Origin of the sequence: Hephaestia sp. MAHUQ-44 (genome assembly GCF_023806085.1) — a bacterium.
Taxonomy (GTDB): Bacteria; Pseudomonadota; Alphaproteobacteria; order Sphingomonadales; family Sphingomonadaceae; genus Sphingomonas.
The window spans coordinates 1-26,999 of record NZ_JAMSLX010000003.1; the positions used below are offsets into that span (position 1 = coordinate 1).

The 26,999-nt window shown below is 66.4% G+C and carries 27 protein-coding genes and 2 tRNA genes; 12 read left to right on the plus strand and 17 right to left on the minus strand.

Annotated elements, in window-relative coordinates; all coding sequences use genetic code 11:
* Positions 1 to 231: 231 nt before the first annotated feature.
* Together NFE57_RS04020 and NFE57_RS04025 are read right to left on the minus strand one after the other, a co-directional pair.
* Positions 232 to 711, minus strand: a complete 480-nt coding sequence (locus NFE57_RS04020; RefSeq protein ID WP_252134290.1) for a DUF1465 family protein — start codon at positions 709 to 711, stop codon at positions 232 to 234.
* 57 nt (positions 712 to 768) lie between these two features.
* Positions 769 to 981 (minus strand): YdcH family protein, encoded by a 213-nt coding sequence (locus NFE57_RS04025; RefSeq protein WP_252134291.1) that lies wholly within the window; start codon positions 979 to 981, stop codon positions 769 to 771.
* A gap of 168 nt (positions 982 to 1,149) precedes the next feature.
* Here NFE57_RS04025 and NFE57_RS04030 point away from each other — a divergent pair, with 168 nt between their 5' ends.
* Positions 1,150 to 1,305: a YdcH family protein gene (locus NFE57_RS04030; protein WP_252134292.1), complete on the plus strand. Its 156-nt coding sequence runs from the start codon at positions 1,150 to 1,152 to the stop codon at positions 1,303 to 1,305.
* 162 nt (positions 1,306 to 1,467) lie between these two features.
* On the opposite strand, the gene NFE57_RS04035 is transcribed toward NFE57_RS04030, so the two are convergent.
* Both NFE57_RS04035 and dksA read right to left on the minus strand, forming a co-directional pair.
* Complete coding sequence (locus NFE57_RS04035) at positions 1,468 to 1,836, minus strand: PilZ domain-containing protein (protein ID WP_252134293.1); 369 nt, start codon at positions 1,834 to 1,836, stop codon at positions 1,468 to 1,470.
* Positions 1,837 to 1,924: 88 nt separating this feature from the next.
* On the minus strand, positions 1,925 to 2,389 hold the full coding sequence (dksA, locus tag NFE57_RS04040; RefSeq protein ID WP_382279489.1) for an RNA polymerase-binding protein DksA: 465 nt from the start codon (positions 2,387 to 2,389) through the stop codon (positions 1,925 to 1,927).
* 472 nt (positions 2,390 to 2,861) lie between these two features.
* Here dksA and NFE57_RS04045 point away from each other — a divergent pair, with 472 nt between their 5' ends.
* Positions 2,862 to 3,773, plus strand: a complete 912-nt coding sequence (locus tag NFE57_RS04045; protein ID WP_252134295.1) for a PEP-CTERM sorting domain-containing protein — start codon at positions 2,862 to 2,864, stop codon at positions 3,771 to 3,773.
* A gap of 228 nt (positions 3,774 to 4,001) precedes the next feature.
* Here the strand turns inward: NFE57_RS04045 and NFE57_RS04050 are convergent, their stop codons facing one another.
* Positions 4,002 to 4,442, minus strand: a complete 441-nt coding sequence (locus NFE57_RS04050; RefSeq protein ID WP_252134296.1) for a host attachment family protein — start codon at positions 4,440 to 4,442, stop codon at positions 4,002 to 4,004.
* A 92-nt stretch (positions 4,443 to 4,534) separates the two neighbouring features.
* Between NFE57_RS04050 and serS the strand changes: the two genes are divergently transcribed.
* The 7 genes from serS to NFE57_RS04085 all read left to right on the plus strand — a co-directional run bounded on the left by serS (position 4,535) and on the right by NFE57_RS04085 (position 12,461).
* The gene (gene serS / locus NFE57_RS04055; RefSeq protein ID WP_252134297.1) at positions 4,535 to 5,815 is read left to right on the plus strand and encodes a serine--tRNA ligase; all 1,281 of its coding nucleotides are present in this window, start codon (positions 4,535 to 4,537) and stop codon (positions 5,813 to 5,815) included.
* Entirely contained in the window at positions 5,815 to 6,579 is a 765-nt protein-coding gene (gene surE, locus NFE57_RS04060; RefSeq protein WP_252134298.1) for a 5'/3'-nucleotidase SurE, read from the plus strand. The genes serS and surE overlap by 1 nt, the downstream gene beginning before the upstream one ends.
* A gap of 10 nt (positions 6,580 to 6,589) precedes the next feature.
* On the plus strand, positions 6,590 to 7,672 hold the full coding sequence (locus tag NFE57_RS04065; protein ID WP_252134299.1) for a M23 family metallopeptidase: 1,083 nt from the start codon (positions 6,590 to 6,592) through the stop codon (positions 7,670 to 7,672).
* Between the two features lie 173 nt (positions 7,673 to 7,845).
* The gene (gene tyrS / locus NFE57_RS04070) at positions 7,846 to 9,072 is read left to right on the plus strand and encodes a tyrosine--tRNA ligase (protein WP_252134300.1); all 1,227 of its coding nucleotides are present in this window, start codon (positions 7,846 to 7,848) and stop codon (positions 9,070 to 9,072) included.
* 178 nt (positions 9,073 to 9,250) lie between these two features.
* Entirely contained in the window at positions 9,251 to 9,562 is a 312-nt protein-coding gene (locus NFE57_RS04075; protein WP_252134301.1) for a PilZ domain-containing protein, read from the plus strand.
* 124 nt (positions 9,563 to 9,686) lie between these two features.
* On the plus strand, positions 9,687 to 12,071 hold the full coding sequence (locus NFE57_RS04080) for a hybrid sensor histidine kinase/response regulator (protein WP_252134302.1): 2,385 nt from the start codon (positions 9,687 to 9,689) through the stop codon (positions 12,069 to 12,071).
* A gap of 39 nt (positions 12,072 to 12,110) precedes the next feature.
* Positions 12,111 to 12,461 (plus strand): response regulator, encoded by a 351-nt coding sequence (locus NFE57_RS04085; protein WP_252134303.1) that lies wholly within the window; start codon positions 12,111 to 12,113, stop codon positions 12,459 to 12,461.
* A gap of 15 nt (positions 12,462 to 12,476) precedes the next feature.
* Here the strand turns inward: NFE57_RS04085 and NFE57_RS04090 are convergent.
* The 5 genes from NFE57_RS04090 to NFE57_RS04110 form a co-directional block, all read right to left on the minus strand.
* A tRNA-Pro gene (locus NFE57_RS04090) sits at positions 12,477 to 12,553 on the minus strand.
* A 90-nt stretch (positions 12,554 to 12,643) separates the two neighbouring features.
* Positions 12,644 to 12,784 carry an entericidin A/B family lipoprotein gene (locus tag NFE57_RS04095; protein ID WP_382279496.1) on the minus strand — a complete coding sequence of 47 codons (141 nt, stop codon included), beginning with the start codon at positions 12,782 to 12,784 and terminating at the stop codon, positions 12,644 to 12,646.
* Between the two features lie 81 nt (positions 12,785 to 12,865).
* Positions 12,866 to 12,942, minus strand: a tRNA-Ile gene (locus NFE57_RS04100).
* Positions 12,943 to 12,957: 15 nt separating this feature from the next.
* Complete coding sequence (locus NFE57_RS04105; protein ID WP_252134304.1) at positions 12,958 to 14,010, minus strand: polysaccharide deacetylase family protein; 1,053 nt, start codon at positions 14,008 to 14,010, stop codon at positions 12,958 to 12,960.
* A complete protein-coding gene (locus NFE57_RS04110) occupies positions 14,007 to 15,782 on the minus strand; it encodes a sensor histidine kinase (protein ID WP_252134305.1) in 1,776 nt (591 codons plus the stop codon). Before NFE57_RS04110 ends, NFE57_RS04105 begins: the two co-directional genes overlap by 4 nt.
* Positions 15,783 to 15,962: 180 nt before the next feature.
* Here NFE57_RS04110 and NFE57_RS04115 point away from each other — a divergent pair, with 180 nt between their 5' ends.
* Entirely contained in the window at positions 15,963 to 16,430 is a 468-nt protein-coding gene (locus NFE57_RS04115) for an Lrp/AsnC family transcriptional regulator (RefSeq protein WP_252134306.1), read from the plus strand.
* 22 nt (positions 16,431 to 16,452) lie between these two features.
* On the opposite strand, the gene NFE57_RS04120 is transcribed toward NFE57_RS04115, so the two are convergent.
* The 4 genes from NFE57_RS04120 to folE form a co-directional block, all read right to left on the minus strand.
* Positions 16,453 to 17,781 (minus strand): tetratricopeptide repeat protein, encoded by a 1,329-nt coding sequence (locus NFE57_RS04120; RefSeq protein WP_252134307.1) that lies wholly within the window; start codon positions 17,779 to 17,781, stop codon positions 16,453 to 16,455.
* A 138-nt stretch (positions 17,782 to 17,919) separates the two neighbouring features.
* Positions 17,920 to 18,279: a dihydroneopterin aldolase gene (locus tag NFE57_RS04125; RefSeq protein WP_252134308.1), complete on the minus strand. Its 360-nt coding sequence runs from the start codon at positions 18,277 to 18,279 to the stop codon at positions 17,920 to 17,922.
* A complete protein-coding gene (locus NFE57_RS04130; protein ID WP_252134309.1) occupies positions 18,276 to 19,046 on the minus strand; it encodes an SDR family NAD(P)-dependent oxidoreductase in 771 nt (256 codons plus the stop codon). The genes NFE57_RS04125 and NFE57_RS04130 overlap by 4 nt, the downstream gene beginning before the upstream one ends.
* Before the next feature lie 8 nt (positions 19,047 to 19,054).
* On the minus strand, positions 19,055 to 19,675 hold the full coding sequence (gene folE, locus NFE57_RS04135) for a GTP cyclohydrolase I FolE (RefSeq protein WP_252134310.1): 621 nt from the start codon (positions 19,673 to 19,675) through the stop codon (positions 19,055 to 19,057).
* 235 nt (positions 19,676 to 19,910) lie between these two features.
* On the opposite strand from folE, the gene NFE57_RS04140 reads away from it, so the two are divergent.
* Both NFE57_RS04140 and NFE57_RS04145 read left to right on the plus strand, forming a co-directional pair.
* Positions 19,911 to 22,943, plus strand: a complete 3,033-nt coding sequence (locus tag NFE57_RS04140) for a TonB-dependent receptor (protein WP_252134311.1) — start codon at positions 19,911 to 19,913, stop codon at positions 22,941 to 22,943.
* A 204-nt stretch (positions 22,944 to 23,147) separates the two neighbouring features.
* Positions 23,148 to 24,020 (plus strand): SMP-30/gluconolactonase/LRE family protein, encoded by an 873-nt coding sequence (locus tag NFE57_RS04145; protein ID WP_252134312.1) that lies wholly within the window; start codon positions 23,148 to 23,150, stop codon positions 24,018 to 24,020.
* On the opposite strand, the gene NFE57_RS04150 is transcribed toward NFE57_RS04145, so the two are convergent.
* From NFE57_RS04150 to NFE57_RS04160, 3 genes are all read right to left on the minus strand, one after another.
* Positions 24,021 to 24,599 (minus strand): GNAT family N-acetyltransferase, encoded by a 579-nt coding sequence (locus NFE57_RS04150; RefSeq protein ID WP_353653862.1) that lies wholly within the window; start codon positions 24,597 to 24,599, stop codon positions 24,021 to 24,023.
* A gap of 63 nt (positions 24,600 to 24,662) precedes the next feature.
* Positions 24,663 to 26,012, minus strand: coding sequence for a sensor histidine kinase (locus NFE57_RS04155; protein WP_252134313.1), 1,350 nt, complete (start codon positions 26,010 to 26,012; stop codon positions 24,663 to 24,665).
* On the minus strand, positions 26,009 to 26,992 hold the full coding sequence (locus tag NFE57_RS04160) for a DUF2336 domain-containing protein (protein WP_252134314.1): 984 nt from the start codon (positions 26,990 to 26,992) through the stop codon (positions 26,009 to 26,011). The genes NFE57_RS04155 and NFE57_RS04160 overlap by 4 nt, the downstream gene beginning before the upstream one ends.
* Positions 26,993 to 26,999: the final 7 nt, after the last annotated feature.

Below are 26,999 nucleotides of genomic sequence, written 5' to 3' on the forward strand. Positions count from 1 at the left end.
CTCACGCAGGTCCATCGAATAAGGTCGCGCCATGCTCGCTGGCCTCCATGCCCAGCCAGCATCTTGAATCACATCTATACGCCCTCGTGAATCCCCTATCGATTCAATCCCACGTCATCCCGCTCTAAAGGAACCGTTCGTGCCGAGCTTGTCGAAGCACCGTTCTTCTTCGGCTCCGATAGGAAGAAAGAACGGCCATTCGACAAGTTCAGGGCGAACGGAGGAGCGTTATCAAAACGCCGCGTGCAGCCGATCGAGCATCCGCCGCGCGGGGCTGGCGTGGCTTTCGGGCGCAGATTGCGCGGCGTCGAGCCGCGCGACACGACGATAGAGTTCCGCGCTCGCGGTGACGAGTTGCCGCGCCGCCGCCGGCATCGTCGCCAGGGCCTCGTCATCGGAGACCGGCGCGGTGCCGAGCCGCCGCGAGGGATGGAGCGCATCGCACGGCGGCAGTTCGCCCGCTGCAACTGCGCGCTGGGTCAGCAGCCAGGCAATGATATGCATCAGCCGCGTCGTCACCTTGAGCGATTCGCACGAAAAGGCGACGCGCGCGAGCGGATCGAGCGCCTCGCGATCGCTGCGGCCGCCCTCGTCGAAATAGGCCCGCGCCTCATCGGCGAGCAGCATCGCCTCGACATAAAGCGAGTCGATCAGCTTGCGGTGAATCCGCGAATCATCCGGGCGCCCGTGCATCGCGAGAAGGTGCCACATCCGCGCGCGCCGCGACACTCATTGTATCGCGGCCAATGTCTCGTTCCGGTCCAGCCATCAGGCGATGATGTCGGGGATCAGCCCATTCTCGATGCGCGCGATCTCGTCACGCAGCCGCAGCTTGCGCTTCTTGAACCGTGCGAGCCGCAACTGGTCCGGCGCGCTCGCGGCACCCAGGGCGGCAATCGCGGTATCGAGATCGCGATGCTCGATCCGCAGCGCCTCGAGCCGCTGCCGTATCTCCGCCTCGGTGCCCGCCTGATCCGCCACTTCGTACCCCTGCTTCCCGCTGCCTCGTCGTCCATCACGATTCGTGCGTAGCGCCGATCATGCGGCAAATGCCACATGCCGTCGAAATCAACCATCTTCGGTGGCGACATTTGCACGCATTGGTGATCTACTTGGCTGCCCCGTTGGCAAACCAGGAGGATTGCTTCCATGCAAAACGCGCATCTTTCGGCACTTGCGGCCAAGCACGAGGGACTCGAGCGGCAAATCTCCGCCGAGTCGCAGCGCCCCCTTCCGGATACGCGCATGCTGGCCGATCTGAAGAAGCAGAAGCTCAGGCTGAAAGAGGAAATGGCCGCGATCTAGAGTGATTTCGAGCCAGAGGGAATCATCTGGCGACTCGGAAATCACGGCAAGCAAAAGATCATCCAGGGACGGTCCGGTTCAACTAGAACCGGATCGACTCTAGGCGGCATACGGACGGCGGCAGCCCGCGCTGTCGCGGGCTCCCGCCGCACCGCCATCATCTCAAATCTTGATCGGTCGATTGCTGCCAGGTGACGGCGACGCCCCCACCGGCTTGCGTGCCAGCATCGGATCGATCGGCGCGTCGAAGGCGATGCCCGCCCGCCCCGCCGTATTCCAGGCGATGCGCCCGCTCACCCAGCCAATCCCGCGCACGTCGATTTCGACCGCGGTATCGACGGCCACGTCGCGCGGCAATTCGATCATCAACCCACCGGCGGAAAGGTTGCGTACCCGCACCCGATCTTCGCGACGTTTGCCAAGCTCGCGGAACCGCGCCGACAACAGCAAGCTGTCGCGGCTCTCATTGCGCCCGGTGCCGACATCGGTGTCGACCGCGGCGGAAAGGCGATCGTCGGAATAGCGATCCATCTCAAATCCGCTGGTTTACGGTTGCCGTTCTGTGATCCGCTCTATCGTCCATTCGCTATCCAAGCGTTAAAAGGGCGTTCGCGATGTCTCAATCCTCGCGCGACACCTTTTCCTGACGTTCGTGGCGCTCCTGCGCCTCGACCGTCATGGTCGCGATCGGACGTGCCTCGAGCCGCGCGATCGAGATCGGCTCGCCAGTCACCTCACAATACCCATATTCGCCATCGTCGATACGGCGAATCGCGGCATCGATCTTGGCGATCAATTTGCGCTGGCGATCGCGCGTGCGCAGTTCGATCGACCAGTCGGTTTCGCTCGACGCGCGATCGGTAAGATCGGCCTCGCGCAGCGAATCGGACTGAAGCTGGGAGATCGTCCCCTGCGCCTCGCGCAGGATCGCCTCCTTCCATGCCTGGAGCAGCGCGCGGAAATAATCCTGCTGCTGCGGGCTCATGAACGGCTCGTCCTGGCTGGGCCGATACCCGCCGCCGTCATTCACCGGGGGCGGGACAAGTTTCGTAATATCGTCGATGCTTTTCAAAGCGCTGGCCATTCTCAACTCTCCCCCACGGGGCTCCGCGCGCACTTTGGCGTCTCGGTGCCGATCCGCAATGGCGCGCCCTATACCACGCCCGGGACGCACCACAAGCGACTGTTAACATTGCCCGTCACGAACCGGGACGACGCGTTCGTCCGTGCGGTCCGATGCCTCCGTATTTGTCCTGCGACAAACGATGCCACGAGTCGGCACCAGGCGGTATCATCGCGGCCAGAGGGAGGCTCAAATGCCGGTGCGCAGGTTCGGCAGGCCGCGAATCGGCAGCCGTTTCTGTCCCATTGCAGGACATTAACCGCAGCAGCCTTCACGCATCGCACAAAAATCCCGTCGCGGGACGGTGATCCATGGTTAACGCGCTTGCGATTAAGCCTTTATTCCGCACTTTCAGCCATCAAGCGGCGGAGAAATCGTTGCTGCAACACGCGCCGGCGGCATTCCTCGCCGGCAAACGTAGAGAGACACGCTCATGTCCGTGCGGATAGCTTTGGCGAAATTGTGTGCATGCGCCGCTGGCGGTGCCCTCCTCGGCGGTGGCGCGGTCCATCTCGTCGAGCAACAGCACCCAACCGTGCGCCCGACCGACAAGGTCGTGCGGCAGCATGTCGGCAGCGACGCGCTCGACGCTTCGATCGCCGACGCCTCCCCCAGCAAGACCAAGGTTCGCCACCGGGCGGCCGCCGTGCCGACCAAGGACAAGGTGGTCCACCGCTCCAAGACGGTGCCACGGCCGGCCGAGGTCGCCGAATGCCCGCCCGCCACGGTGACGGTGATGAACCAGCCGGCGCCAGTGCCGCTGCCCCCGCTTCCCGAAATGTCGGGCGGCGGCGGCAGTGCGCCGATCATCGTCGGCGGCAGCGGCGGCTTTGGCGGTGGTTTCGGTGGCGGCTTCTTCGGCGGCGGCGGCGGATCGAGCGGCAGCATCGTGATCTCGTCGACCTCGAGCGGCGGATCGACCTCGACGAGCGGTGGTTCTACCTCCACCAGTGGTGGCTCTACCTCGACCTCGTCGTCGACCGGCGGCGTCTCGAGCACCTCGTCGTCATCGGGCAACGTCTCGTCCTCGTCGTCGGGCAACGTCTCGTCGTCGACCTCGTCGTCCACGTCGTCGTCGACCTCGTCCTCCACGTCCTCGTCGTCTTCGACCTCGTCGAGCACCAGCAGTTCGTCGAACGGCTATGGCTCGTCGAGCAAGGGCTGGAGCAGCGGCGGCCACCACGGCAGCAGCGGGCATCACGGATCGAGCGGCTCGACCGGATCGAGCGGCGGCCCGCCCGCCCCCGTTCCCGCACCGCCGATGCTGCTGCTGTTCGGCGCCGCGGCCACGGCGCTGGTCGCGCGCAAGCGGTTGGCGCGCAAGAAGGACGACACCGCGAACTGAGCGACCGTTTGATGCGCCTTTCGGCGCATTGCGGCACCGGCCCGCTCCCCCACCCGGCCACCCATAGGATAATCGCATTGGGTGGCCGGGTGGGGGCGTCACCCCACAAAGTATTACTTTGTGGGGACCCCGTGGGGGAGCGGGCCGGTGCCGCCTCGGAAATCGCTCTTCCGCGATTTCCCAAACACGCTCCGAGACCCGCACGCCTCGGCCACGCAGCGCAAAGTCCTAAACTGCGATCAGCGCCTTTTCGATCTGATCGACCGGATGGCCGGTCAGGTTCTTGCCGACCTCGGCGATCACACGATCGGCGACGTGCTTGTGATAATGTTTGCGCAGCGCGCCCAATGTGCGCGGCGGCGCGATCACGATCAGTTTCTCATAATCGTTGGCGAAGGCGCGCTGTTTGAGCATCGCCGCCGTGTCCACCGCGAAACGCTCCTCCTCGAGCTGGTGGAAATCGGTCTCCTGGTACGCGCTTCGGCCCGGCCCGTTGCTTGAGAAGGCGGTTCCCGGCGCGTCGGTCGATTGGTCGCGATTGGGGGGATTGATCTGCTCGCGCGCGTGCTCGACGACCAGATTGGGCTCGACGGTATCGCCTTCATTGCGGAAGAACAGCGCCTTGCGGCCATCGGCGACCAGGACGAACACGTCGTGCGGCAGCAGCATCTCTCGTCTCCTCTACGAGGTTGGGGTAACGATAGAACGCGGCCACGGCGGCGGGGTTGCGCGGCTCGTCGCGCGCAGCCATAGCGCGGTATATGCACGACATCCGCTTCATCCGAGACCATCCGCACGCCTTTGACGCCGCGCTCGCCCGCCGCGGGCTCGAACCCCGTGCCGCCGATCTGATCGCGCTCGACGAGCGCCACCGCGCGGTCATCACCGAGGTTCAGGCCGGGCAGGCGCGGCGCAACGAGGCGTCGAAGGCGATCGGCGCGGCCAAGGCGCAAAAGGACGAGGCGACCGCGCAGGCGCTGATGGCCGAGGTCGGGGTACTCAAGGAGCGCCTGCCCGCGCTGGACGCCGAAGGCGCGCGGCTCGGTGACGAGCTGCACGGCATCCTCGCGACGATCCCCAATCTCCCGCTCGACGACGTGCCCCAGGGCGCCGACGAGAACGACAATATCGAGGTCGCGCGCCACGGCACGCTGCCCGAATTCGGCTTCACCCCGCGCGCCCATGACGCGATCGCCCCCGCGCTCGGCATGGATTTCGAGACCGGGGTCAAGCTCGCCGGCGCGCGCTTCACCTTGCTGCGCGGCCCCGTGGCGCGGCTTTATCGCGCGCTCGGCCAGTTCATGCTCACCAGCCTTGCACACGATCACGGCTATGAGCAGGTCGTGCCGCCGCTGCTGGTCCGCGACGAAGTGGCGTTCGGCACCGGCCAGCTTCCCAAATTCGCCGATGATCTGTTTCGCACCACCGACGGCCGCTGGCTGATCCCCACCGCCGAAGTCAGCCTGACCAACATCGTCCGCGAGGAAATTCTGGCCGAGGAGGAATTGCCGTTGCGTTTCGCCGCGCTGACACCGTGCTTCCGCTCGGAAGCCGGTGCCGCGGGCCGCGATACGCGCGGTTTCATCCGCCAGCACCAGTTCGACAAGGTCGAGATGGTCTCGATCACCACCCCCGACCAGTCCGAAGCCGAACACGAGCGGATGACGGCGTGCGCCGAAAGCCTGCTTACCCAGCTCGGGCTCGCGTTCCGCCGCGTGAAATTGTGCACCGGCGACATGGGCTTCTCGGCGGCGCGCACCTACGATCTCGAAGTCTGGCTGCCCGGGCAGCAGCGCTATCGCGAGATTTCGAGCTGCTCGACCTGCACCGATTTCCAGGCGCGGCGGATGAACGCGCGCTATCGACCCACCGGCGAGAAGGGCACGCGCTTCGTCCACACGCTCAACGGCTCGGGGCTCGCGGTGGGGCGGACGCTGGTCGCGGTGATCGAGAATTACCAGCAGGAGGACGGGTCGGTGGCGATCCCCGAGCTGCTCAAGCCGCTGCTGCCGGACCTCGACCGGATCGAGCCGGTGCGCTGATGCGCATCCTGATCACCAACGACGACGGCTATCATGCCCCCGGCCTCAAGGTGCTCGAGGACATCGCGGCGCGCTTTTCCGACGATCTCTGGGTGGTCGCCCCTGCCGAGGAGCAATCGGGCGCGGGCCATTCGCTGACGCTGAGCCGGCCGTTGCGCATCCGCAAATTCGCCGAGCGTCGCTATGCCGTCAACGGCACCCCCACCGACGCGGTGATGATGGCGCTCGCCAGGATCATGGCCGACAGCCCGCCCGATCTGATCCTCTCGGGCGTCAATCGCGGCGCCAATCTGGCCGAGGACGTAACCTATTCGGGCACCGTCTCGGCGGCGATGGAAGGCGCGCTCGCGGGCGTCCGCTCGATCGCGCTGAGCCAGGTCTATGCCCGCGAGGGCATGGGCGACACCGTCCCGTTCGCCGCGGCCGCCGCCTGGGGCGAGCGCGTGCTGCGCCCGTTGATCGCGGCCGAGCTCGCCCCGCGCTCGCTGGTCAACGTCAATTTCCCCGCGCTGGCGCCCGATGCGGTCAAGGGCGTCCGTGTCGCCAGCCAGGGGCTGCGCGATTACGGGCGGCTGCAGATCGTCAGCAACACCGATCCGCGCGGCTACGAATATCACTGGTTCGCGCTCGGCCCCACGATCGAGACCCCCGCACATTCGACCGACCTCGAAGCGATCGCCGATGGCTATGTCGCGGTAACCCCCCTCCATCTGGACCTGACGCATCGCGAATCGCTCGCTATGCTGGGTCAGGCGTATCGGTAAGCGGGGCGCAATGAGGATCGCGGGACATCGGCGCACGACCGGCGGGCTGGCCGCGCTCGGGGCGATGGCGGCATTGGCGGGCTGCATCCCCGCCGCCGCGCCACCGGTAGCGCCCGCGCCGCCGCCGCAGCAGGATCGCGGCTATCCCGATTATCGGCCCGATTACCGACAGGACGTAACGACGTCGCCGGCACGTCCCCCGGCCTGGGAAACCAACCCGGTCGCCCCCAATGCGCGCACGATCGCAACGCGCAGCTACACCGTCGAACCCGGCGACACGCTGCGCGGGATCGCGATCAAGACCGGCGGCGGCGAATTGGCGATCGCGCAGGCGAACGGCCTCGCCGAACCCTATGTCATCCGCGCGGGGCAGCGGCTGACGATCCCCGGCGGGCGCTACCACGAGATTACGCGCGGCCAGACCGGCATTGCGATCGCGCGCGCTTACGGCGTCGAATGGTCGCGCATCGTTGCCGCCAATGGCCTCACCGAACCCTATCTGCTGCGCACCGGCTGGCGGCTGCTGATCCCTGGCGGCGATATGCCCGGCCAGAGCAGCGCGGCCGAACGCGCCGCCGCCTTCACGCTCGATATCGACGATCTCGTCACCGGCAGCGAGCCCGCGATCGCCGAGAACCGCGCGCCCGCCGCGGCCGCGACCTCACCCGCGCACGTGCCCGCGCCGACGACGGCGGTCGCGGCACCGACGCGCCTCGTCGGTGGATTCTCCTGGCCCGTGCAGGGGCGCGTCGTCTCCAAATTCGGCTCGATGGGCAGCGGCAAACGCAACGACGGGATCCAGATCGCAACACCGGTGGGCACGCCGATCGCCGCCGCCGCCGATGGCGTCGTTGCTTATGCTGGCACCGGAATTCCATCGCTCGGCGGGCTCGTCATCCTCAAACATGGCGACGGCTGGGTGACGGTATATGGCAACGCCAGTTCGCTGCTCGTCACGCGCGGCCAGTCGATCAAGCGCGGGCAGCGCATCGCACTATCAGGCCAGTCGGGCTCGGCGCCCGAACCGGGGGTGCATTTCGAGGTCCGCAAGGGCCGCGACGCGGTCGATCCGCTGGGGAAATTGCCAGGCTGAACGCCCCCTCCTTCGTCATGCCGGACTCGTTCCGGCATCCAACCCTCCACGAGCGCCAGCGTATGAGGCGCGTTGGCCCCGGAACACGTCCGAGGTGACGATGAAGGTTCGGGGCACGCTATTTACATCGCCGGGATGACGGCCATTCGAGCGCGTGCTAAGCGCCGCGCGCCATGACCGATTATCAATCCGATCTCCTCCGCCTGCTCGCGACGCGCGGCTATATCCACCAGATCACCGACGCCGCCGCGCTCGATGCGCTCGCGGCCAAATCGGTCGTGCCCGGCTATATCGGTTTCGATCCCACCGCGCCCTCGCTCCATGTCGGCAGCCTCGTCCAGATCATGCTGCTGCGGCGGCTCCAGCAGACCGGCCACAAGCCGATCGTGCTGATGGGCGGCGGCACCGGCAAGATCGGCGACCCCAGCTTCAAGGACGAGGCCCGCAAGCTGCTCGCCGAAGACGGCATCAAGGCGAATGTCGCCTCGATCAAGCGCATTTTCGAACGCTTCCTGACCTTTGGCGACGGGCCGTCGGACGCGGTGATGCTCGACAATGCCGAATGGCTCGACGCGCTCGAATACATCCCCTTCCTGCGCGAGGTCGGCCAGCATTTCTCGGTCAACCGGATGCTCAGCTTCGATTCGGTCAAGCTGCGGCTCGATCGCGAGCAATCGCTGTCGTTCCTCGAATTCAACTACATGATCCTCCAGGCCTACGATTTCCGCGAGCTTGCGCAGCGCGCCGGGTGCCGCCTCCAGATGGGCGGATCGGATCAATGGGGAAATATCGTCAACGGCGTCGAGCTGGCGCGGCGGATGGACGGCACCGAGGTGTTCGGCGTCACCACCCCGCTCATCACCACCGCCGACGGCGGCAAGATGGGCAAGACGATGGCCGGCGCGGTGTGGCTCCATGAAGACCAATTGCCGAGCTATGACTATTGGCAGTTCTGGCGGAATACCGACGATCGTGACGTCGGCCGCTTCCTGCGACTGTTCACCGATCTGCCGCTCGACGAGATCGCGCGGCTCGAGGTACTCGAAGGCGCCGAGATCAACGAGGCCAAGAAAGTGCTCGCCGACGCCGCGACGGCGATGTGCCGAGGCGCTGCGGCCGCTGCCGAGGCCGCCGCGACCGCACGCAAGACCTTCGAGGAAGGCGCCGCGGGCGACGCCTTGCCGCGCCATGCCGTGCCGGCCGGCGCGATCGGCGTGGTCGACGCGCTCGTCGCGCTCGGCTTCGCGGCATCGAAGGGCGAGGCGCGCCGCCTGATCAAGGGCGGCGGCGCGCGGATCGAGGGCGAGAAGGTGGCCGACGAAGCCGCGACGATCACCATCGGCGACCAGCCGGTGCGGCTGTCGGCGGGCAAGAAGCACCACGGCTTGCTCACCCGTTGAGCGCTGGGTGAGAAAGCACGGCCGTGCGATCGCCGAAGCCGCACCATGGTCTGGTGCGGCAATCTCCAAACGCCAGCCGAGCGATCGCAAGCTTTTGTAAACCAGCTTCGTTGCGAGACCGTTCATTTCCCGCGCTTAGCCTCGATAGCGTTCACACGAACGGGGGAAGCGTAACACCATGACGGCGGGCGCCCTTGCCTGGAAAGATGGCCGCGCGGTTGGCCGCGACGAAGTCCATTACCGCGCGCGCGCCTTCGGCCCCGACGCGAAGCCGCTCAACCTGTTGATCGTCAACATTTCAGCGATGGGCCTGATGGCGCGCTGCGATACCGATTATGCCGTCGGCGAGCGGTTGCGGATCACGCTGCCGATCGTCGGCGTGGTCGTTGCCGAGATCCGCTGGGCGCTCGGCGGGCGGCTCGGCTGCCAGCTCGATTACCCGATCGCGCTCTCCGATTATTATGATCTGCTGGCGGTGATGGCGCGATAGCGCTTGCGCCGCTTACGGGGGAGCGGCACCGGCCCGCTTCGTTTCGAGTCACCCGCAACGGACTATAGCTCCCAAATCATCGACGCCGCTTGACGGCTCCCGGCGCAATGCCATGAAGGAGGCGATGGCCGCGCCTTCCCTCTCCCCGAGCAATCGCCTGTCGCCGGCGCGTGGTGCCGCGCTGATCGCCGGTGCGGTGGGCATCGCCGCGGCGGCGCTCATTCTGTGGATTCTCGGCGATATCATCGTCGCGACGGCCTTTCTTGCCACCGCGATCGTCGTGGGTGGCTTGCTGATCGTCGCGCGCCGGCTGCTCCCCAGCGCCGAGGCCGAGGTCGCGGTCGATTGGTCGCTGGCGCGCGCTTTGGCACAGGCCAGTTCCGACGCGATCGCGATCACCGATCGCGCCGGCCGGCTGGTGTGCGCCAACGATCGTTACGAGACCTTGTTCGGCGGATTGCCCACGCCCCCCGGCCTGCCGATCAGCGACAATGAAGTCTCGCTCCTGGCCGCGGCGGGCCGGGTCGCGTGGCGTGACGGATCGGGCACGGTAACGCGGCTCGTTTCCAACGGCACACCGCTCACCGCCGATATCGCCCGCGCAGGCGCGCTTGAAGATATGCTGATCTGGCGGTTCCACGGCGCCGAGGGGCTCGATCTCGCCGGCAGCGTCGCGGGGCTGATCGCCGGCCCGACCGGCGATCGTCTGGCCGCGGCGGGTATTATGGTTGCTTTGGTTTCGGCCGAGGGGCGTATCCGCGCCGCCAACCGGGTGTTCCGCGCCCGTGCGCTGGGGCATGAGGAAGGTGCGGTTGCCGGGCGCGATTTCGCGCGCTTCCTGATTACCGACGCACAGGGCGCGGTCCGGTTCGAGCGCGAAGGCCTGGACGGCACGCCGGTGCGCGTGCTCCAGATCCCGTTCCTCCAGGGCGAGGGCGTGCCGATGCTGGTCGCGCTGATCGACGAAGAGGAAAGCGCCACCTCGGCGCTGGGCGTGGACGCCGCCGCAACGCTCGGCAGCCTGGTGGCGATGATGCCGTTCGGTACGGCACTGGTCGATCGCGACGGGCGTTTTCTCCAGATGAACGACGCCTTCGCGCGCGCTGCACACGTCGATAAGACTGCGCTGCCGGTCTATCCCGGCGATCTCGTGGTGCGCGAGGACAAGGCGGTGCTCGCCGATGCGATCCGGCGTTTTGCCGGTGGCGCGGCGCGCGCGAGCGACCTGGCGGTACGGCTCAAGGACGATCCCGACGAACCCGTGGTGCTCTCGATCGCGGGCGCGCGCGGGCTCGGCGAGGCGGCGGTGCTGCTCAGCCTCAAGGACAATAGCGAGGAGGATCGCCTCAAGCGCGAAGTCGCACAGGCAACCAAGATGCAGGCGGTGGGGCAACTCGCGGGCGGCGTCGCGCACGATTTCAACAACATCCTGACCGCGATCATCGGCCATTGCGATCTGATGCTGATGCGTCACGCCCCCGGCGACAGCGATTATGACGATATTCAGCAGGTCAAGGCGAACTCCAATCGCGCGGCCAGCCTGACGCGCCAATTGCTCGCCTTTTCGCGCCAGCAGACCTTGCGGCCGCAGGTGCTCCAGCTTCCCGACGTGATCTCCGAAGTTTCGAACCTGTTGAAGCGGCTGCTCGGCGAAACGGTGACGCTGACGGTGACGCATGGCCGCAATCTCGGCGCGGTGCGGGCCGATCCGGGCCAGCTCGAACAGGTCATCGTCAACCTTGCGGTCAACGCGCGCGATGCGATGCTGGCCAAGAACCCGCTCGGGGGCGGTGCGCTCACCATCCAGACGCTCGCGGTGCGCGCGGCCGAAGTCCGCCGGATGGCCAACGACGTGCTACCGATCGCCGATTATACCGCGCTCAAGGTAAGCGACACTGGCGCTGGCATTCCTCCCGAACATCTCGGCAAGATTTTCGAGCCCTTCTTCACCACCAAGGAGACCGGCAAAGGCACCGGGCTGGGACTCTCGACCGTCTACGGCATCGTCAAGCAATCGGGCGGCTACATCTTCGCCGATTCCACGCCCGGCAAGGGCGCGACCTTCTCGATCTATTTTCCCGTTCACGCCGCCGGCACCGCCGCTGCCGCGGTCGCCAAGCCCGAAAAGAAGGGCGATCTGTGGGGATCGGGCACCGTCCTGCTCGTCGAGGACGAAGACATGGTCCGCGCGGTCGCCGAGCGCGCACTGACGCGGCAGGGCTATACCGTCGTCACCGCCGAGAATGGCGAAGCCGCGCTCGATCGGCTGCACGAGGGCGAGCGCCCCGATCTGCTGGTATCCGATGTCGTGATGCCGCTGATGGACGGCCCGACGATGGTCCGCGCGGCACGCAAATTGTACCCCGATCTGCCGATCCTGTTCATGTCGGGCTATGCCGAGGAACAGCTCCGCCGCTCGATCGACATCGACAATGTCGCCTTCCTCGCCAAACCCTTTTCAGTCCAGCAACTTGCCGAAGCGGCACGCGATGCATTGGCCGAGAGATAGGTCTGGCGACCCGCTCGGCCCACCGCTAAGGCAACACGGATGAGCGACCGCCGTCACATCCTGATCGTCGAGGACGAACCGCTGATCGCGATGATGCTCGAGGATTTCCTCGACGCGCTCGATCATGAGGCGACAGCGACGGTCGATACGGTCGCCGAGGCGCTGGAGAAGATCACCGCGGGCGGGATCGACGGCGCGATCCTCGACATCAATCTGCGCGGTGGCGAGCAATGCTGGCCGATCGCCGACGCGCTGGCCGCCGCCGGGATCGGCTTCGTCCTCGCCAGCGGCGGCAGCGCCGACTCGATCGTCGAGGCCCATCGCAACCGCCCGCTGTTGAGCAAGCCCTTCACGATGGCCGCGGTCTCCAAGGCGCTCGCTGCGCTCTGACGCGCGGCAGACAAATGGTCGGGGAGACAGGATTCGAACCTGCGACCCCCTGGTCCCAAACCAGGTGCGCTACCAGCCTGCGCCACTCCCCGACGGGCTGCGCTTTGCCCGCTCTCGGGCGGCCGCGCAACCATTGGTAAGCTGAAATGAGCCGGCCCCGGAAACCGGCAGGTCCGGGAGCCTCAGTTTTTGACGTCGTTCGCCGTCTTGGCGACCGTGCTGCCCACCGAGGACACGTCCTTGCCGACGCCCTCGATCGTGTTGCAACCCGCCGCCAGCAAGGCGCCCGTCAGGGCCAGAACGGTCAAGGCGCGCATCGTCATCCCTCACTCAACATATCGATCGCCCCCATCTAGCGCCGCCATCCGCAAGCGCAAGGCCGGCAGGGCCGCTGGATCGACGCGTGGTGGGCCCGGCAGGACTCGAACCCGCAACCTAGCCGTTATGAGCGGCCAGCTCTAACCAATTGAGCTACGGGCCCCACCGAGCGCCGGCGTTAAGCAACCGGTGGCGCGCTTGCAAGCACGGACGCAGGCGTGGGCGCACCCGTCGCATCGGCCGCCGCGATGAGCGCTTCGGCAGCGATCGGCGTGGCCCCCAGCCGGTCGAGCAGATCGAGCACCCGATCCCACCAGCCATGGAAGGCGGCAAGATCCGCCGCATCGCGCACATAAGGCGTGTGGCCCGGCACCAGCGAGGGCGAGTGGAAGGCGAAATTGAGCACGCGTACCCCCTCCCCCAATGCCACGCGGATCGCCTCGAGCGCGTCGGCGACAGGCATGTCCTCGGGCGTCAGCGCCACGCGCGCGAGCACGCCGAGCCGCGCGGCGACACCCCGGCCGCGCGGGATCGTCCCCAATCGGCGATAAAGCCCCTCCCCACCGCGCCTGCCGATCCCGGTAAAGACCGTGGTCAGTGGCAGTTCGATCACGCCACGCGCCGCATCGAGCCAGAATGCCTCGTTGCCGACCGCGCCGAAATCGGGCCCGCCGTCACCGCGATAATCGTAGCGCGAGCGCATCGAGCTATCGAGCCGGTACCCGCGCTCGGCAAGCAGCGCCGCCGTCGCCGGGCCGATGCCATAGCGCCCCGCGCGATACACCAGCGGCCGCGTGCCGAACGCGGTGGTGATCGCGGCCGTGAGGATGTCGAGCTTGGCCGCCTCGATCGCGACCGGCAGATTGCCGGGATAGCTGTTGGCAGGGGTCAGTGCCTCGTCGAACGGCGGGTTGACCCAGGGGTGAAGCTGCGTCCCGATCGTGGCGCCGCCTTCGGCCACGATGCCGCGCAATATCTCGATCGCGCGCGCGCTGGTCGCAACCGGGTGATCGATCAGATAGGCCACCGGGATGGCGCGGTCGGCGAAGCGGCGGTGGCGATCGGGAAGTGCGGTGATCGCCGTCGTCGCGCGCGCGTCACGCGATAGTGGCGCGCGCCAGTCGAATTCTTCCTCGGTATCGACGAACAGCGTGAAGCGCGTGCCGAAATCATCGGGCCACGCGATCCGCGCGGCGTGCTCCGCCTGCCCCGCGGCCGCGTCGCCGCTCAATGGTTAGATACCCGCCCCACATCGTCGGTTCGAGCCGCGGGCAGGCGCAAAGTCAAGCGCTCGGCGCCGATCGTCAGCCTGCCCCCCAGTTCTGCCGCGAGGTTGCGCGCAAGCCGCAGCGCGAAGCCGGTGCCGAGCAGCGGCGCCCCTTCGAGCGTGGCTTCCTGTTCGGCGTCGATCGCGAGCAGCGCCTCGCCCGAATAACCGGTAAGGCCATGCGGCCGATCGATCACGACCACGATCTGCCCATCATCCTGATGCGCATCGATGCAGATCCGCTCGTCGCGCGCGCCCGCGGCAACCAGCGCGGCGAGCAACCGGCCGACCAGCCGTTCGAGCGCAAGCGCATCGCCGAGGACCGAGAGGTCGGGCATGTCGGCGGCGAGATCGAGTGTGGTCCCGCGCAATTCGGCGAGTGGCGCCAGATCGGCCGCGACGGTTTTCAGCAACTGCGGCAGCGCCACCGTCGCGGGGCGGAGATCGAGCGCCTGCCCTTCGATCCGCGCCGCGGTGTCGAGATCCTCGATCGCGAGCAACAGATCGCGCGCCTGCCGCCGTATCGCCCCCGCGCGCGCGCGATACGGATCGGCGATCGGGCCAAGCATCTCGGTCTCGATCATCTCGGCGAAACCGGCGATCGCATTGGTCGGGGTGCGCAGTTCATGCACAAGCTGACGCAGCGAATCGGGCACGGCCCCCGTGGTGCGCGGCCCGGCGCTTTCGTCGGCGCGCGGCCGCCGGGCGGTTCCCCGATAGCCCGCGAACCGCCCTGTCAGCGGCTCGAAGATCGGAATCGCCGAAATCCGCCATGCGCCGCCGGCACGGCTATTGCCCTCGATCACCAGTCGCGCATCGCTGAACGAGGCGCGGCGGCGGAAGGCGCCCGCCGCGATGCCATCGACCTGAGAACCCGCCGTCGCCCCGTGGAGCAACGACAGGCCGATGATCGGCGCGCGCTCGACTCCCGATACCCAGCGCACCATGCCGCTTTCGTCGGCTTCGAAATCGAACGCGGCGAGCGGCGTCGACACCGTTTCGTCGGCCACCCCAGTTTCGGCATCGCGCGCCTGTTCGCGGCGCCGCTGAAAGGCATCGATCCGGGCCACCAGTTCGGCGATCTGGAACGCGCCCTCAGGCTCGGCGGCGGGCGTCTCGCTCGTCTGGCGCTGGCGCAACGCTTCGGCCACCACGGGCAACGCCATCGCCGCGGTGCCAAGCGATACGAACGACGACGATGACGGCGGCATGTGCGGCGGTTTCGCCGCGGGCGTGTCGACGTCTTCACTGGCCTGCGGCGCGGCATCGGGTTGCGGCACCTGCTCGGCTGCTGCCACGGCCTCCTCGTCGGCCGACAGCACGAAATCGACGCTGCCGAAACTTTCGAGCGCGCGCACGACCCCGCCGCCGAGATCGCGCCGGTGCCGCAGCAGCGCCCGTCCCGTCGGCGACAGCGCCGGCAGCACCGCGATCCATTCGGCTTCGGAAAGTTGCGCAGACCGGAGCAACGGCGCCACCACCGCGGCATCGTCAGCAGCGAAAAACCGGACGAGCGCCGCCGGCGGCGCCCCATGCGCGATCGCGCGGGCGCTCGCCGTTCGCACCGCGATCGGCACCGCGTCGCGCATCCCCGCGAGTCGCGCCAGGGCCTGTTCGTTCGCAAGCGCGCGGCGACGTCCGATCAGGTCGACGAGCTGGCGCCAGGCCGATTCGATCCCGAACGGGGTCGACATGTCGGCGGAAAGCACTGTGTCGAGGCTGTCATCGAAGCGCAAAACGAAATCCCCGGGCGACGCGCACCGGCACGTCATCGCCCTTCCTACCGTGTTGGCGTCGGTATCGAAACCTCTCAAATCGTGTCGTCGCATTGTGGGACAATTGCGTTCGCTCGCAATTATCTTATGCTGACGGCTAGATTGCCGATCGGAAAGGTCGGTGCAAAGGGGAGCGTGCGAATGGCTTTCGACCGGATCGACCGGCAAATACTCGGGCTGCTCCAGGACGACGGTCGGATGACCAATGTCGATCTCGCCGAACGCGTCGGCCTGACCGCGCCGCCGTGCCTGCGCCGGGTACGCGCGCTTGAGGAAGCGGGTGCGATCAAGGGCTATCACGCCGAACTCGATCCGCCCGCCTTGGGCTATCCGATCACCGTGTTTGCGATGGTCAGCCTGAGAAGCCAGGCTGAACACGATCTCGCCGAGTTCGAGGAGCATATGGCGGGCATTCCCGAGGTCCGCGAATGCCATATGCTCAACGGCGAGATCGACTTCATTCTCAAGATCGTCGCCACCGACCTCAAGGCGTTTCAGGAAATCCTGACCACGCACCTGACGCCGGCGCCCAACGTCGCCAGCGTCAAGACCTCGCTGACGATCCGGACGTCGAAGCTGAAACCGGGCATCCCCGTGTCGTCGGGCTGACGACACGGGGAGAGACGTCCGCTTATTGTGCGGCGGTCGCGGCCGCGGCAGGCGCCGCTTGCGCCCCTACGTTGAGCCACGTCTTCCACAGCGCCGCAATATCGGTGCGCGGTGCGGCCTGCACCGCATCGAACGCGGTCGTCGCGCCAGCCTTGTCGCCGGTCAACGCGAGCGCAATCCCGAGATGCGTATTCACCGCATCGGTATCGACGCTGCCCTTTTCGAGCGCGAGCCGATAGAGTTCGATCGCATGCGTATAATCGCCCCCGCCCAGATAGGCGTCGGCGGTCTGCGCCGCGAGCTTGCCATCGGGTCGCGCCTTCGACTTCGTGGTCAGCGACGCCAGCGATTCGTCACGCGAGATCACGTCCTGCGCGGTCCGGGCAAGCGCCGATGCGTCGGCGCTGCTGCTCGCGATGCGCCCGGTCGCGGTGCCCTCGGCCAGCACGGTCTTGGTTTCGCTCGGCAGGCCGAGATCGAACGTCAGCCCGGCATATTCGAGATAATCGCTCTGATCGGCGAGCGACTTGCTCGCGCGCATCAGGCGAAACAGGTCGACACGCTCGGGCTTGCCCATCCGCGCGGCGGTCGGGCCCTGGAAACCGAACACGATGATCGCGTCGCGCCAGTTCTTCGAGGTCGGATAGGCGCCCAGCCAGCGCTGCACCCACTGGAGCGTGGTCGCGCTGTCATTGGTCTTGTAGAGCTTGCCGATCGCGTAGCGATACCAGGCCTCGGGCACGACCCGTCCGGCGGCCTTCTCCTGCTCGACGAGTTGGCCAAGCTGCACCATCCCGCCCGCGACATCGCCGCTTTCGACCTTGGCCTTGACCATCTGGAGCGGCAGATCCTGGTTGGTGAAGCCTACCGCCTGCGCCTTTTGATAGAAGGTCAGCGCTTCGGCATATTTCTGCTGATTGAAGGCGATCGAGCCACGCATATAGCTGTAATTGCCGACTTCGGTCGCCGGCGTGCTGGGGTTCGAAATCAGCGCTTCGAGCGGCGCGATCAGCGCCTGATCGTGGCGTGCATTGGCGGCGGCATCGGCGGCGCCTTCGATCTGGCCCTGCGTGGCGGTGAGGCTGAGCTTGAGCGCCTGGGCGATATAGCGCTCGTCGTCGTTGGTGGCGGCAGCGATCGCGGCATCGACATTGGTCTGCGCGGTCGCAATATCCTTGGCGGCGATCGCATCGCGCGCGGCAACCGCAGCCTTGCGCACGGCATCGCTGAGCTTGAGTTGCGGCGCCTGCTGTTCCTGCTTCTTCTTGGCGGCAACGGGGGAAGCCACGATCAGACCACCCGCCGTCATCATCATCACCGCGGCCAGGGCGGCCCTTGAAATCTTAACCATCTTGGAATCTCTCCTCATCGGGGCGCCGCACGCTCTAGTGGGCGACCGGCCGTGGTTCAAGCCAACCCTGCCCCGCGCCGGGCTAGCCATCGCGCCGTGAACGACGATTGAACGACACCGCCGGTTCCCGCACCGGGCTCAACCGATTGCCGTCCGCACGATCTCGCAGCCGATCGCGGCATCGGGGTAGATATCGGGCTTCATCGATCGCACGCGCACCGATCGCACCCGCGGGTCGCGCAGACATAGGGCGGCGATCGCTTCGCACAGGGTTTCCTGCAGCGCGAAATGATGTCCGGAAAAATCGTGGATGCCGCGCCGAACGAAATCGTAATCAACCGCTTCATCGATTCTATCGCCCGGCGGGTTCGCGCCGTAATCGACCTCCATCCACACGCTCAGCCGCACGCGTTGCGGCGTCGTCACCTCGTCGGCATGGATGCCGAGCCGCATCGTCACCTCGAGGCCATCTAGGATCGTCGTGAAAACCGCGCTCATCGCCCTTCCCCGTCGCCACGCGTCGAGAACATGACGTCGCCCGCCCGCGGCAGAAAGCGCTGGCCGTTATCGACGAACAGCGTCTGCCCGGTCACGCTCGCTGCATCTAGCAGATAGGCGACGCCATCACCGATCGCCTCGGCCTGGATCGGCCGCCGCAGCAAATTCTCACCCGCGACCGCCGCGAACTCGTCGGCGCTCTGGTCGAGACTCGGCAGCGTGAGGCCGGGCGCCACCGCGTTGACCCGCACGCGCGGCGCCAGCGACTGGGCGAGCATCGTCGTTGCCGCTTCGAGCGCGGCCTTGGTCAGCGTGTAGGAAAAGAAGTCGGGATTGAGGTTGGCGAGCTTCTGATCGAGGATATTGACGACCGCGCCGTCGGCCAGATCATCCTGCCGTGCAAGAAGCGAGGCGAGCAGCACCGGCGCGGTGACATTGACGCGCGCGAGCGTCTCGAACAACGCCCCCGAGGCGATCGGCGGCGCGTCGAACCGGAACAGCGACGCCGAATTGACCAGACCGGAGATCGGCCCGCCCAAAGCGGCGCGCGCGGCGGCGAAAAAGGCGCCAAGGCCGTCATGGTCGGCGAGATCGGCGGCAATCGGCACCGCTGCATCGCCAAGCGCCGCGGCAAGCGCCCGCGCCTCAGCCTCCGAGCGATGATGGTGGATGATCACGCGATGCCCGCCCGCGACCAGCCGGCGCACGATCGCCGCGCCGAGCCGCCTGGCGCCGCCGGTCACGATGACGTTGCGAGATCCCGGCATCGTCGCGGTCAAAAGCCCATCAACGCCAGCACTTCGCGGCGGCTACGTTCATCGTCTCGGAATGCCCCCATCATCCGACTAGTCACCATCGCGACGCCGGGGGTGCGAACGCCGCGCGCGGCCATGCAGGCGTGCGTCGCCTGGATCACCACCGCGACGCCGACCGGATGGAGAGCGTTCCAGATGCAATCCGCGACCTCGGCGGTGAGGCGCTCCTGCACCTGCAACCGACGCGCATAGGCATGGAGCACGCGCGCGAGCTTGGAGATCCCGACGACATGATTGCGGGGTAGATAGGCAATATGCGCGGTGCCGTGGATCGGCGCCATATGATGTTCGCAATGCGACTGGAACGGAATGTCTTTCAACAGCACGATCTCATCATAGCCGCCGACTTCCTCGAACACGCGTGACAGGTGATGCGCCGGATCGTCGTCATAGCCCGCGCAATATTCTTTCCACGCCCGCGCGACGCGGCGCGGCGTATCGAGCAACCCTTCGCGATCGGGGTCGTCGCCAGCCCAGCGGATCAGCGTTTTTACGGCGTCCGCGACATCGTCGGGCACAGGGATTGCTGACGGATCAGCGACGGCCGCGCCGTCATCGAGACTATCGTGTTGTGAGGACATGGCGTCTTCCTTAGGGCCGATTCGTGATTGACGCTACGTCATGCGTCCGATTGCACAACGTAGGTTCGATTTTGAAACTGTCTCATTTCGGCAACACTCGTTCAACCCCCCGGTTTTCCTAGCCGAATGCGATTGACGATCGCTTTTCCAGGCCGCTAGATTTGCATACCTGAATCACGAACACCGTCTAGCCGGCGTTCAAGAGCGGCGGTCGGTGCAGGAGGGGATGTCTGCTATGACGAAGTTCGACCTGCTCGCGGCCTCGGCGATTGTGCTCCTGTCGGCGAGCCCTGCTTTCGCACAGAGCGCCGCCGCCACGCCAGAGACGGCACCTCAGGAAGACGCCAGCGGTATCCAGGATATCGTCGTCACCGCGCAGCGCACCTCGCAGCGGCTTCAGGACGTGCCGATCGCGGTCTCCGCCTTCAGCGCCGAAAATCTGCAACAACAGCAGATTGTCAATCCGTCGGCGCTCCAGTTGACGCTGCCCAATATCACCTTCACCAAAACCAACTTCACGTCGTCGAGCTTCACCATCCGCGGCATCGGCGATCTGTGCGTCGGCGTGACCTGCGACAGTGCGACCGCGATCCATGTGAACGACATGCCGCTGCTCTCCACACGCCTGTTCGAAAGCGAATTTTTCGATCTGGAACGGGTCGAAGTGCTGCGCGGCCCGCAAGGCACGCTGTTCGGGCGCAACGCGACGTCGGGCGTGGTCAATTTCATCACCGCCAAACCCGACATGTCAGGAATCCATGCCGCCGGCGAGTTCGAATACGGCAATTACGATTCGAAGCAGGCCAAGGCGATGTTCAACCTGCCCGTGACCGACACGCTGGGCGTGCGCGTCGCGGGGCTGTGGCTGGACCGCGACGGCTATACGACCAACATCCGCACCGGCAACGATATCGACGGCCGTAAATTGTGGTCGGTTCGCGGCACCGTATCGTGGGAGCCCACCGCCGATACCCGGCTCGACCTGATCGGCTATTATTTCCGCGAGAACGACGATCGTTCGCGCATCCAGAAGCAGCTCTGCCACCGCGATCCGACCGGCGTGCTGGGCTGCTTGCCCGATCGGCTCGCGAACGAGACCACCAACGGCAATTCGCTCCTCAACACTATCTTTACGTCGCAAGAGGTGTTCAGCCTGAACTTCGGGCCGCTGGCGCCGATGTTCCTGCCGCTGGCGACCGGCAGCGTCTATTCGCCCAACGACGCCTATGCGGGGATCATCAATCCCAAGGGCGTGCGCACCGTCGACATCGATTTCGAACCCACCTATTTCGCCAAGGAGCAGCAATATACGGCAAAGCTGTTCCACGATTTCGGTTCGATCGCGCTGAACATGACCGGCGGCTACGCCGAGAACGAAGTGCGTTCGCGCACCGATTATAATCTTGCGGTCAGCGCCTTCTCGCCGGCCGCGCTCGGCGCGCTCAATGCCTATGCGACCACCCCGCCGCCGGGAGTCGCGCCCTTCCAGCCGATCTTCCAGGCGATTCGTAACACCCTCATTCCGAACGGCCCCGCCGGCGGCCTGTGCCAGTCGGCACCCGACCCGAACAACCTCGGCGTGTTCGGCGGCGCCTCGATCGGATGCTTCCCGACCAGCCTCGATTTCGACGAATCGAGCCAGAAGGTGAAGCAATATTCGGCTGAAGCGCATATCGACAGCCATTTCGATGGGAAATTCAACTTCCTGCTCGGGGGCATCTATTTCGATAGCAAGACCTATAACAACAGCTATTACGTCAACAGCTTCGGCCTTGATTATGCGGCTGCGATATTGGGCGCCGGCCAAACGATCGGCGCGATCGCACAGGGCGCGACCAACTATCCGGCAGTCTATCGTGCCAGCCCGTTTTACCGCAACAACACCGATTTCTTCCATCTGAAATCGTGGGGCGCTTTCGGCGAAACCTATTACGATTTCAGCGACAAGATGAAATTGACGCTGGGCCTGCGCTACAACCACGACGAAAAGTACGTTCGGGCCCGCAACACGCTGTTGGTCGATGCGTTGGGCGCCGGTGTTTTCGTGCCATATGGCAGCGACTCATTCACCGATGCGCTCGGCTACGGCACGACGCTCGATTTCGATGCCAACACGCCGGGCGCACAGGATTTCGCGATCAACACGGTCAAGTTCAACCGCCTGACCGGCCGCGCGGTGCTCGATTATCGGATCACCAGCGACAATCTGATCTACGCCTCTTATTCGCGCGGCTATAAATCGGGCGGCTTCAACCCGCCATTGTCGCCGTCGTTCGCGGTGCCGACGGTGTTCAAGCCCGAGAAGGTCGATTCGTTCGAAATCGGCTCGAAGAACACGTTCGACAACGGCCGGCTGCGGCTGAACATCACCGGTTTCTATTATAAGTACAACAGCCTCCAGCTCAGCCGGATCGTGTCGCGCACCGCCGTCAACGACAACGTCAATGCCGACATCTACGGCATCGAGGCGGAAGCGGTGATGAGCCCGATCCGCAATTTCGTCGTCAACGCCAACTTCAGCTACCTGAAAACCAAGGTGTCGCAGGATAAATATCTCGCCGATACGCGCGATCCTTCGGGGGGCCGGTCGGATGCGGTCATCGTCAAGGACATCTCGAACGCCGCCAATTGCGCGATCGTTCCGACGACGCCGGGCAACGCCGGCGGCGTCAATGCCTTCGTCGGCGCGATCAACGGCGCGCTGGGCCTCCAGGCACCGGTCCCCGTCCCCGGCACCAACGCCACCGGCGTGTTTTCGACCTGCTCGACGATCGCGCAGATCGCGGCGGGAACCGTCCCGACGACCAGCCCGCTCTATGCATTGCAGCAAGGGCTGCGTGCCGCCTTCGGCGTGCCAACCGGCGCGTTCCCCTTCGTCATGCTGGGCAGCGGCGTCGAAGTGAACATTCGCGACAACCAGCTTCCGCAGGCGCCTACCTTCAAGGCATCGGTGGGCGCGCAATATACGATCGAGTTCGGCAACGGCATGTCATTGGTACCACGCGCCGATCTCGCCTTTACAGGCAACAGCTACGCGACCGTGTTCAACCGGAACATGGATCGCATCCCCGCATATGAAGTGATCAATGCCCAGATCACGCTCAACGGCGCAAACGATCGGTGGCATCTGCGGGCGTTTGTGCAGAATTTGACCAACAACAATGCCATCACCGGTGAATATACCGGCGACCAGGCCTCAGGCCTCTATACCAACATCTTCACCCTCGAACCGCGCCGTTACGGCATCGCCGTCGGCTTCAATTTCTAACAGGGACAAGGGGGCGGGCTCCCGGCCGCGTGTCGGGAGCCCTTTTTATTTTCGGCGCAACACCACGTGCCGCTCATTTCGGCGTGATTGGCGTCGCCACGCGCAACCCACCGCCATCGCCCGTTCCGCTGACGACGATTCGCGGGTAGCACTCGTGCGCAGCGCCGCTATGGTGCGCCGCCGATAGCCGAGGGAGTGTGGTGGATGACGGTCGATTGCGTGTGGAGCCTCGGTGCGACGCTCGGCGAGGGCCCGCTCTGGGTGCCCGGCGAGGCCGCCTTGTGGTTCGTCGACATCAAGCAGCGCCATATCCACCGGTTCGATCCCGCCAGCGGTAGCCGTGGCCGATGGCAGGCCCCCGATCAGGTCGGCTGGGTGCAGCCGACCGCCGACGGGCGCTGGCTGACAGGGCTCAAGAGCGGGCTGCACTGGTTCGATCCCGAGGCATCGACCTTCACGCCCTATCTCGATCCCGAGCCCGGCACGCCCGACAACCGCCTCAACGATTCCGCCGTCGATCCACACGGGCGACTGTGGTTCGGGACGATGGACGACCTTGAGACCGCACCCTCGGGCCGGCTCTACAGCCTAGGTGACGGCCCCCGTGCAGTGCCGACCGACTCGACCTGCTGCATCACCAACGGCCCTGCGGTCAGCCCCGATGGACGCTTGCTCTATCCGGTCGACACGCTCGGCAAGACGATCTGGCGCCACGAGATCGGCACCGACGGCGCGCTGGGGCGCGGCGACATCCTGATCGAGATCGAGGACGGCGCGGGCCATCCCGATGGCGCGATCTGTGATGCCGAAGGCAATATCTGGATCGGCCTGTTCGGCGGCTGGGGCGCGCGCTGCTACGCGCCCGATGGCACGTTGCTGCGCCATGTCGAATTTCCGGTGAGCAACGTCACCAAGATTGCGCTCGGCGGACCCGATCTCAAGACGGCTTATGCGACCACCGCCGCCAAGGGACTGAGCGAGGACGAACTTGCCAGGCAACCGCTCGCGGGCGGGCTGTTCGCGTTCGAGGTCGCGATACCCGGCGTGCCGGCCAGCCAGATCCGGATCGGGATTTGATCAGGCGGGCCGCAGCATCGACCAGAAACGTGGCCCGCCGCCCGGCACCCGCCACTCGCCGGTGATCGCAAAACCAAGCCCCTGGTAAAATCCGATATTCTTCTCCAGCGGGGTTTCGAGATAGACTGGAAGCCTCGCCCCTGCCGCGCGCGCGATACCCGCACGCACCGCCGCGCCGCCGAAGCCCTGTCCCTGCGCCGCAGGGTCGCATCCGGCAATGTGGAGATACCAGAAGCAGCCATCGGGCTGGTGCGCCTCAATAGCATTCGCGACCCGCAGCGCACGGCCGACCGCACCACCCAGCGCATGGAGCATCGGGATCGCTTCACGAACGAACGTCAGTGAGCCGGTGCGGGCTTGGCCCGGCGCACGCCAGAGCGTGGCGGCTTCACCACCGGCGGTCATCAGCCGCATCCCCACGGGACCATCGCCTTTGTAAAGCAACCCGAACAGGCGCGGCATCCGCCTGGCACGCACCGCGGGATCGGGGAAGATAAAGCGCATCCCCGGATCATCGGCAAAGGCGCGGGCCAGCATCGCCGCGACCTGCTTGCGATCCGCGTCGCGCGCATCCCTCACGCCATGTATCATGATCTACCCCCAAACGCCCCTTATCATGCGGCGATTCGGGGCGCCTGAAACCTAATCGGGCGAAGGTAGACTCAGCATGAAGCGCGCACCCTTGCCCGCTGCGCTGTCGAGCGTGATGTCGCCGCCCATGGCACGCGCAAGGCGGCGGGCGATGTAGAGACCGAGCCCGTTGCCGCCGGGCTCGGACGGATCGACCCGCTCGAATTTCTCGAACACGCGTGCCTGATCTTCCGGGGCGATGCCCTTGCCGCGATCGGCCACGATCACTTCCGCTAGGCCCTTGCGGTGCTGCGCGCGCACCGTCACGGTCGAGCCCGGCGGCGCATAGCGCACGGCGTTGCCGATCAGATTGACGAGGATCTGGAGCACCCGCCGGAATTCGCCAATGGCGGCGATCGCGCCTCCCTCCCCCGGCCGATCGATCGTCACCTCAGCCGCGCTGGCCCGGACCGTGAGCAACCCGGCCGCGCGGCGCGCGAGATCGGCGAGATCGATCGCTTCGCTCGCCACCGCGAAATCGGCGCGCTCGACCGCCTCGAGATCGACGAGATCATCGACCAGCCCGAGCAGATGGCGCCCGGCGGTCGCGATGTCGGCTGCATAGCCCGCATAGGTTGCATTGACCGACCCATCCGGCGCGGCGCCGATACTGTCGGCATTGGCGATGATCCGCCCGAGCGGTGCCCGCAAGACGCCCCCAAGCCGAGCAGTGAAGACATCGACCGTCGCCGGTGATGCCGCCGGTTCGAGCGCGACATCGGTCGCGATCCCGGCAAAGCCGCCGAACGCACCGAGCCGATCGCGGCGCGGTGATCCGGCGAGGATGACCCGCCGCCCCGATGGCCGCACGGTCGCCTGCTGACCCTCGAAACACTGGTTGACGGCCAACGCGGCAAGCAGCGGCAGCGCACCGTCGGGCTGCTCGACCAGACCGAACAAGGCGGTGAGCGGCTGGCCGAGCATGGCAGCGGGATGAAAGCCGTCTCGCGGCCCGGCATCGGGCGCGAGCGCGATCAGCCGCAACGCGGCATCGGTCTCCCAGCGCCAACCACGCCCGGCGCCAGGCGTGCCAACCCCGCCCGAAACCGTGTGTGGCAATGCCATGGGGCGTTCGCGCCAGCCCGTCAGCGTCAGCCGAACGCCGCCGTCATCGGGCTCGGCACGGACCCATAGATCGAGATCATGCTCGCCATCGGCCACCACCGCCCGGCGCGATACGAGCACGCCGAGCCGGCGGACAAGACGCACCGCCGTCGCCAGCGCGGGAATCGCAAGCGGCAGACCGATCGCGCCGCCCGCCGCCTGGTTGAGTGCCGCCAACCGGCGATCAGCCTCGATCAGCCGGTCGTCGCCATCGATCCGGCCGTACACGGGTGGCAGATCACGATCTCTCGCATTCACCGGCAATCGCCCAACGCCGCGCGGGCCTCTCGATAGGCGGCGGGCAATGTCTGATCGGCGAAGGTCGCTCGCGCTGCTACCGGATCGAGATCGGCGATGGCATCGAGATCGTCGGCCAGGACATCGATCGAGCGGCGCTGGTCAGCCGCGACGAGCGCAAGCCCGACGCGCCCCAGTGCGGCGCGCTCCATCCCCATCGCGCGCAGCATCAGCCACAGCCGTGCGCTGTCGCGATCAAGCACGGCATCGCGAACCTGATGATAATCGAGCCCGGTTTCTTCGGCGACGAGCGCGATAAACAACGCGAGCAAGCGATCGCCGATGGCTTCGACCGCGACCTGAGCGCCACCGCGCCGGGCCGATGCCAGCGCCGCGGCAAGCCTGATCGCGCTCGGCTCCAGGCCCGTGCCTTCATCGTGCGCGGCAAGGCTGCGCTCAGCGGCGGCAATCAGCGCCCGATCGAGCGCCGTCCCCTGCGCATCGGTAATCGTGCCCGCCGCATCGCGCAGATCCGCGGCGACGTGCCAGACGAAGCGATGATGCGCCTCTGCCGACAGATCGGTGCTGGCAAGCGCGCCACCGGTCCGCGGAACGGTGCGGCGGCTGAGCGCCAGCAGCATCGTCATCGCCGGCCCCGCGATCATCGGATCGCGCTCGCTTGCCAGCCGCGGCAGCAGGCTGGGCCGCTCGGAATCGTCGCGCTCGTGCGACACCAGCGCCTCGGTGAGCAGATCCTGACGCACGCGACCGTCCAACTCGCGCAGCACCACCGGATCGGCGAGCACGATCGTGGAAAGACGATGATCATGCCCTCGTTCGGTGCGCAGTATATCGGCCAGCGCCGCCTCTCCGCCAGCGCGCAACATCGGCACCGTCTGGGCAACCAGCTCCCCCCGGATCGTCCCGATTAGAGACACGAGCAACAGCCCGAATGCCGCCCGCGTGCGATCGTCGAGGCGATCGTCGTCGTGCGCGCGCAACTCCGCC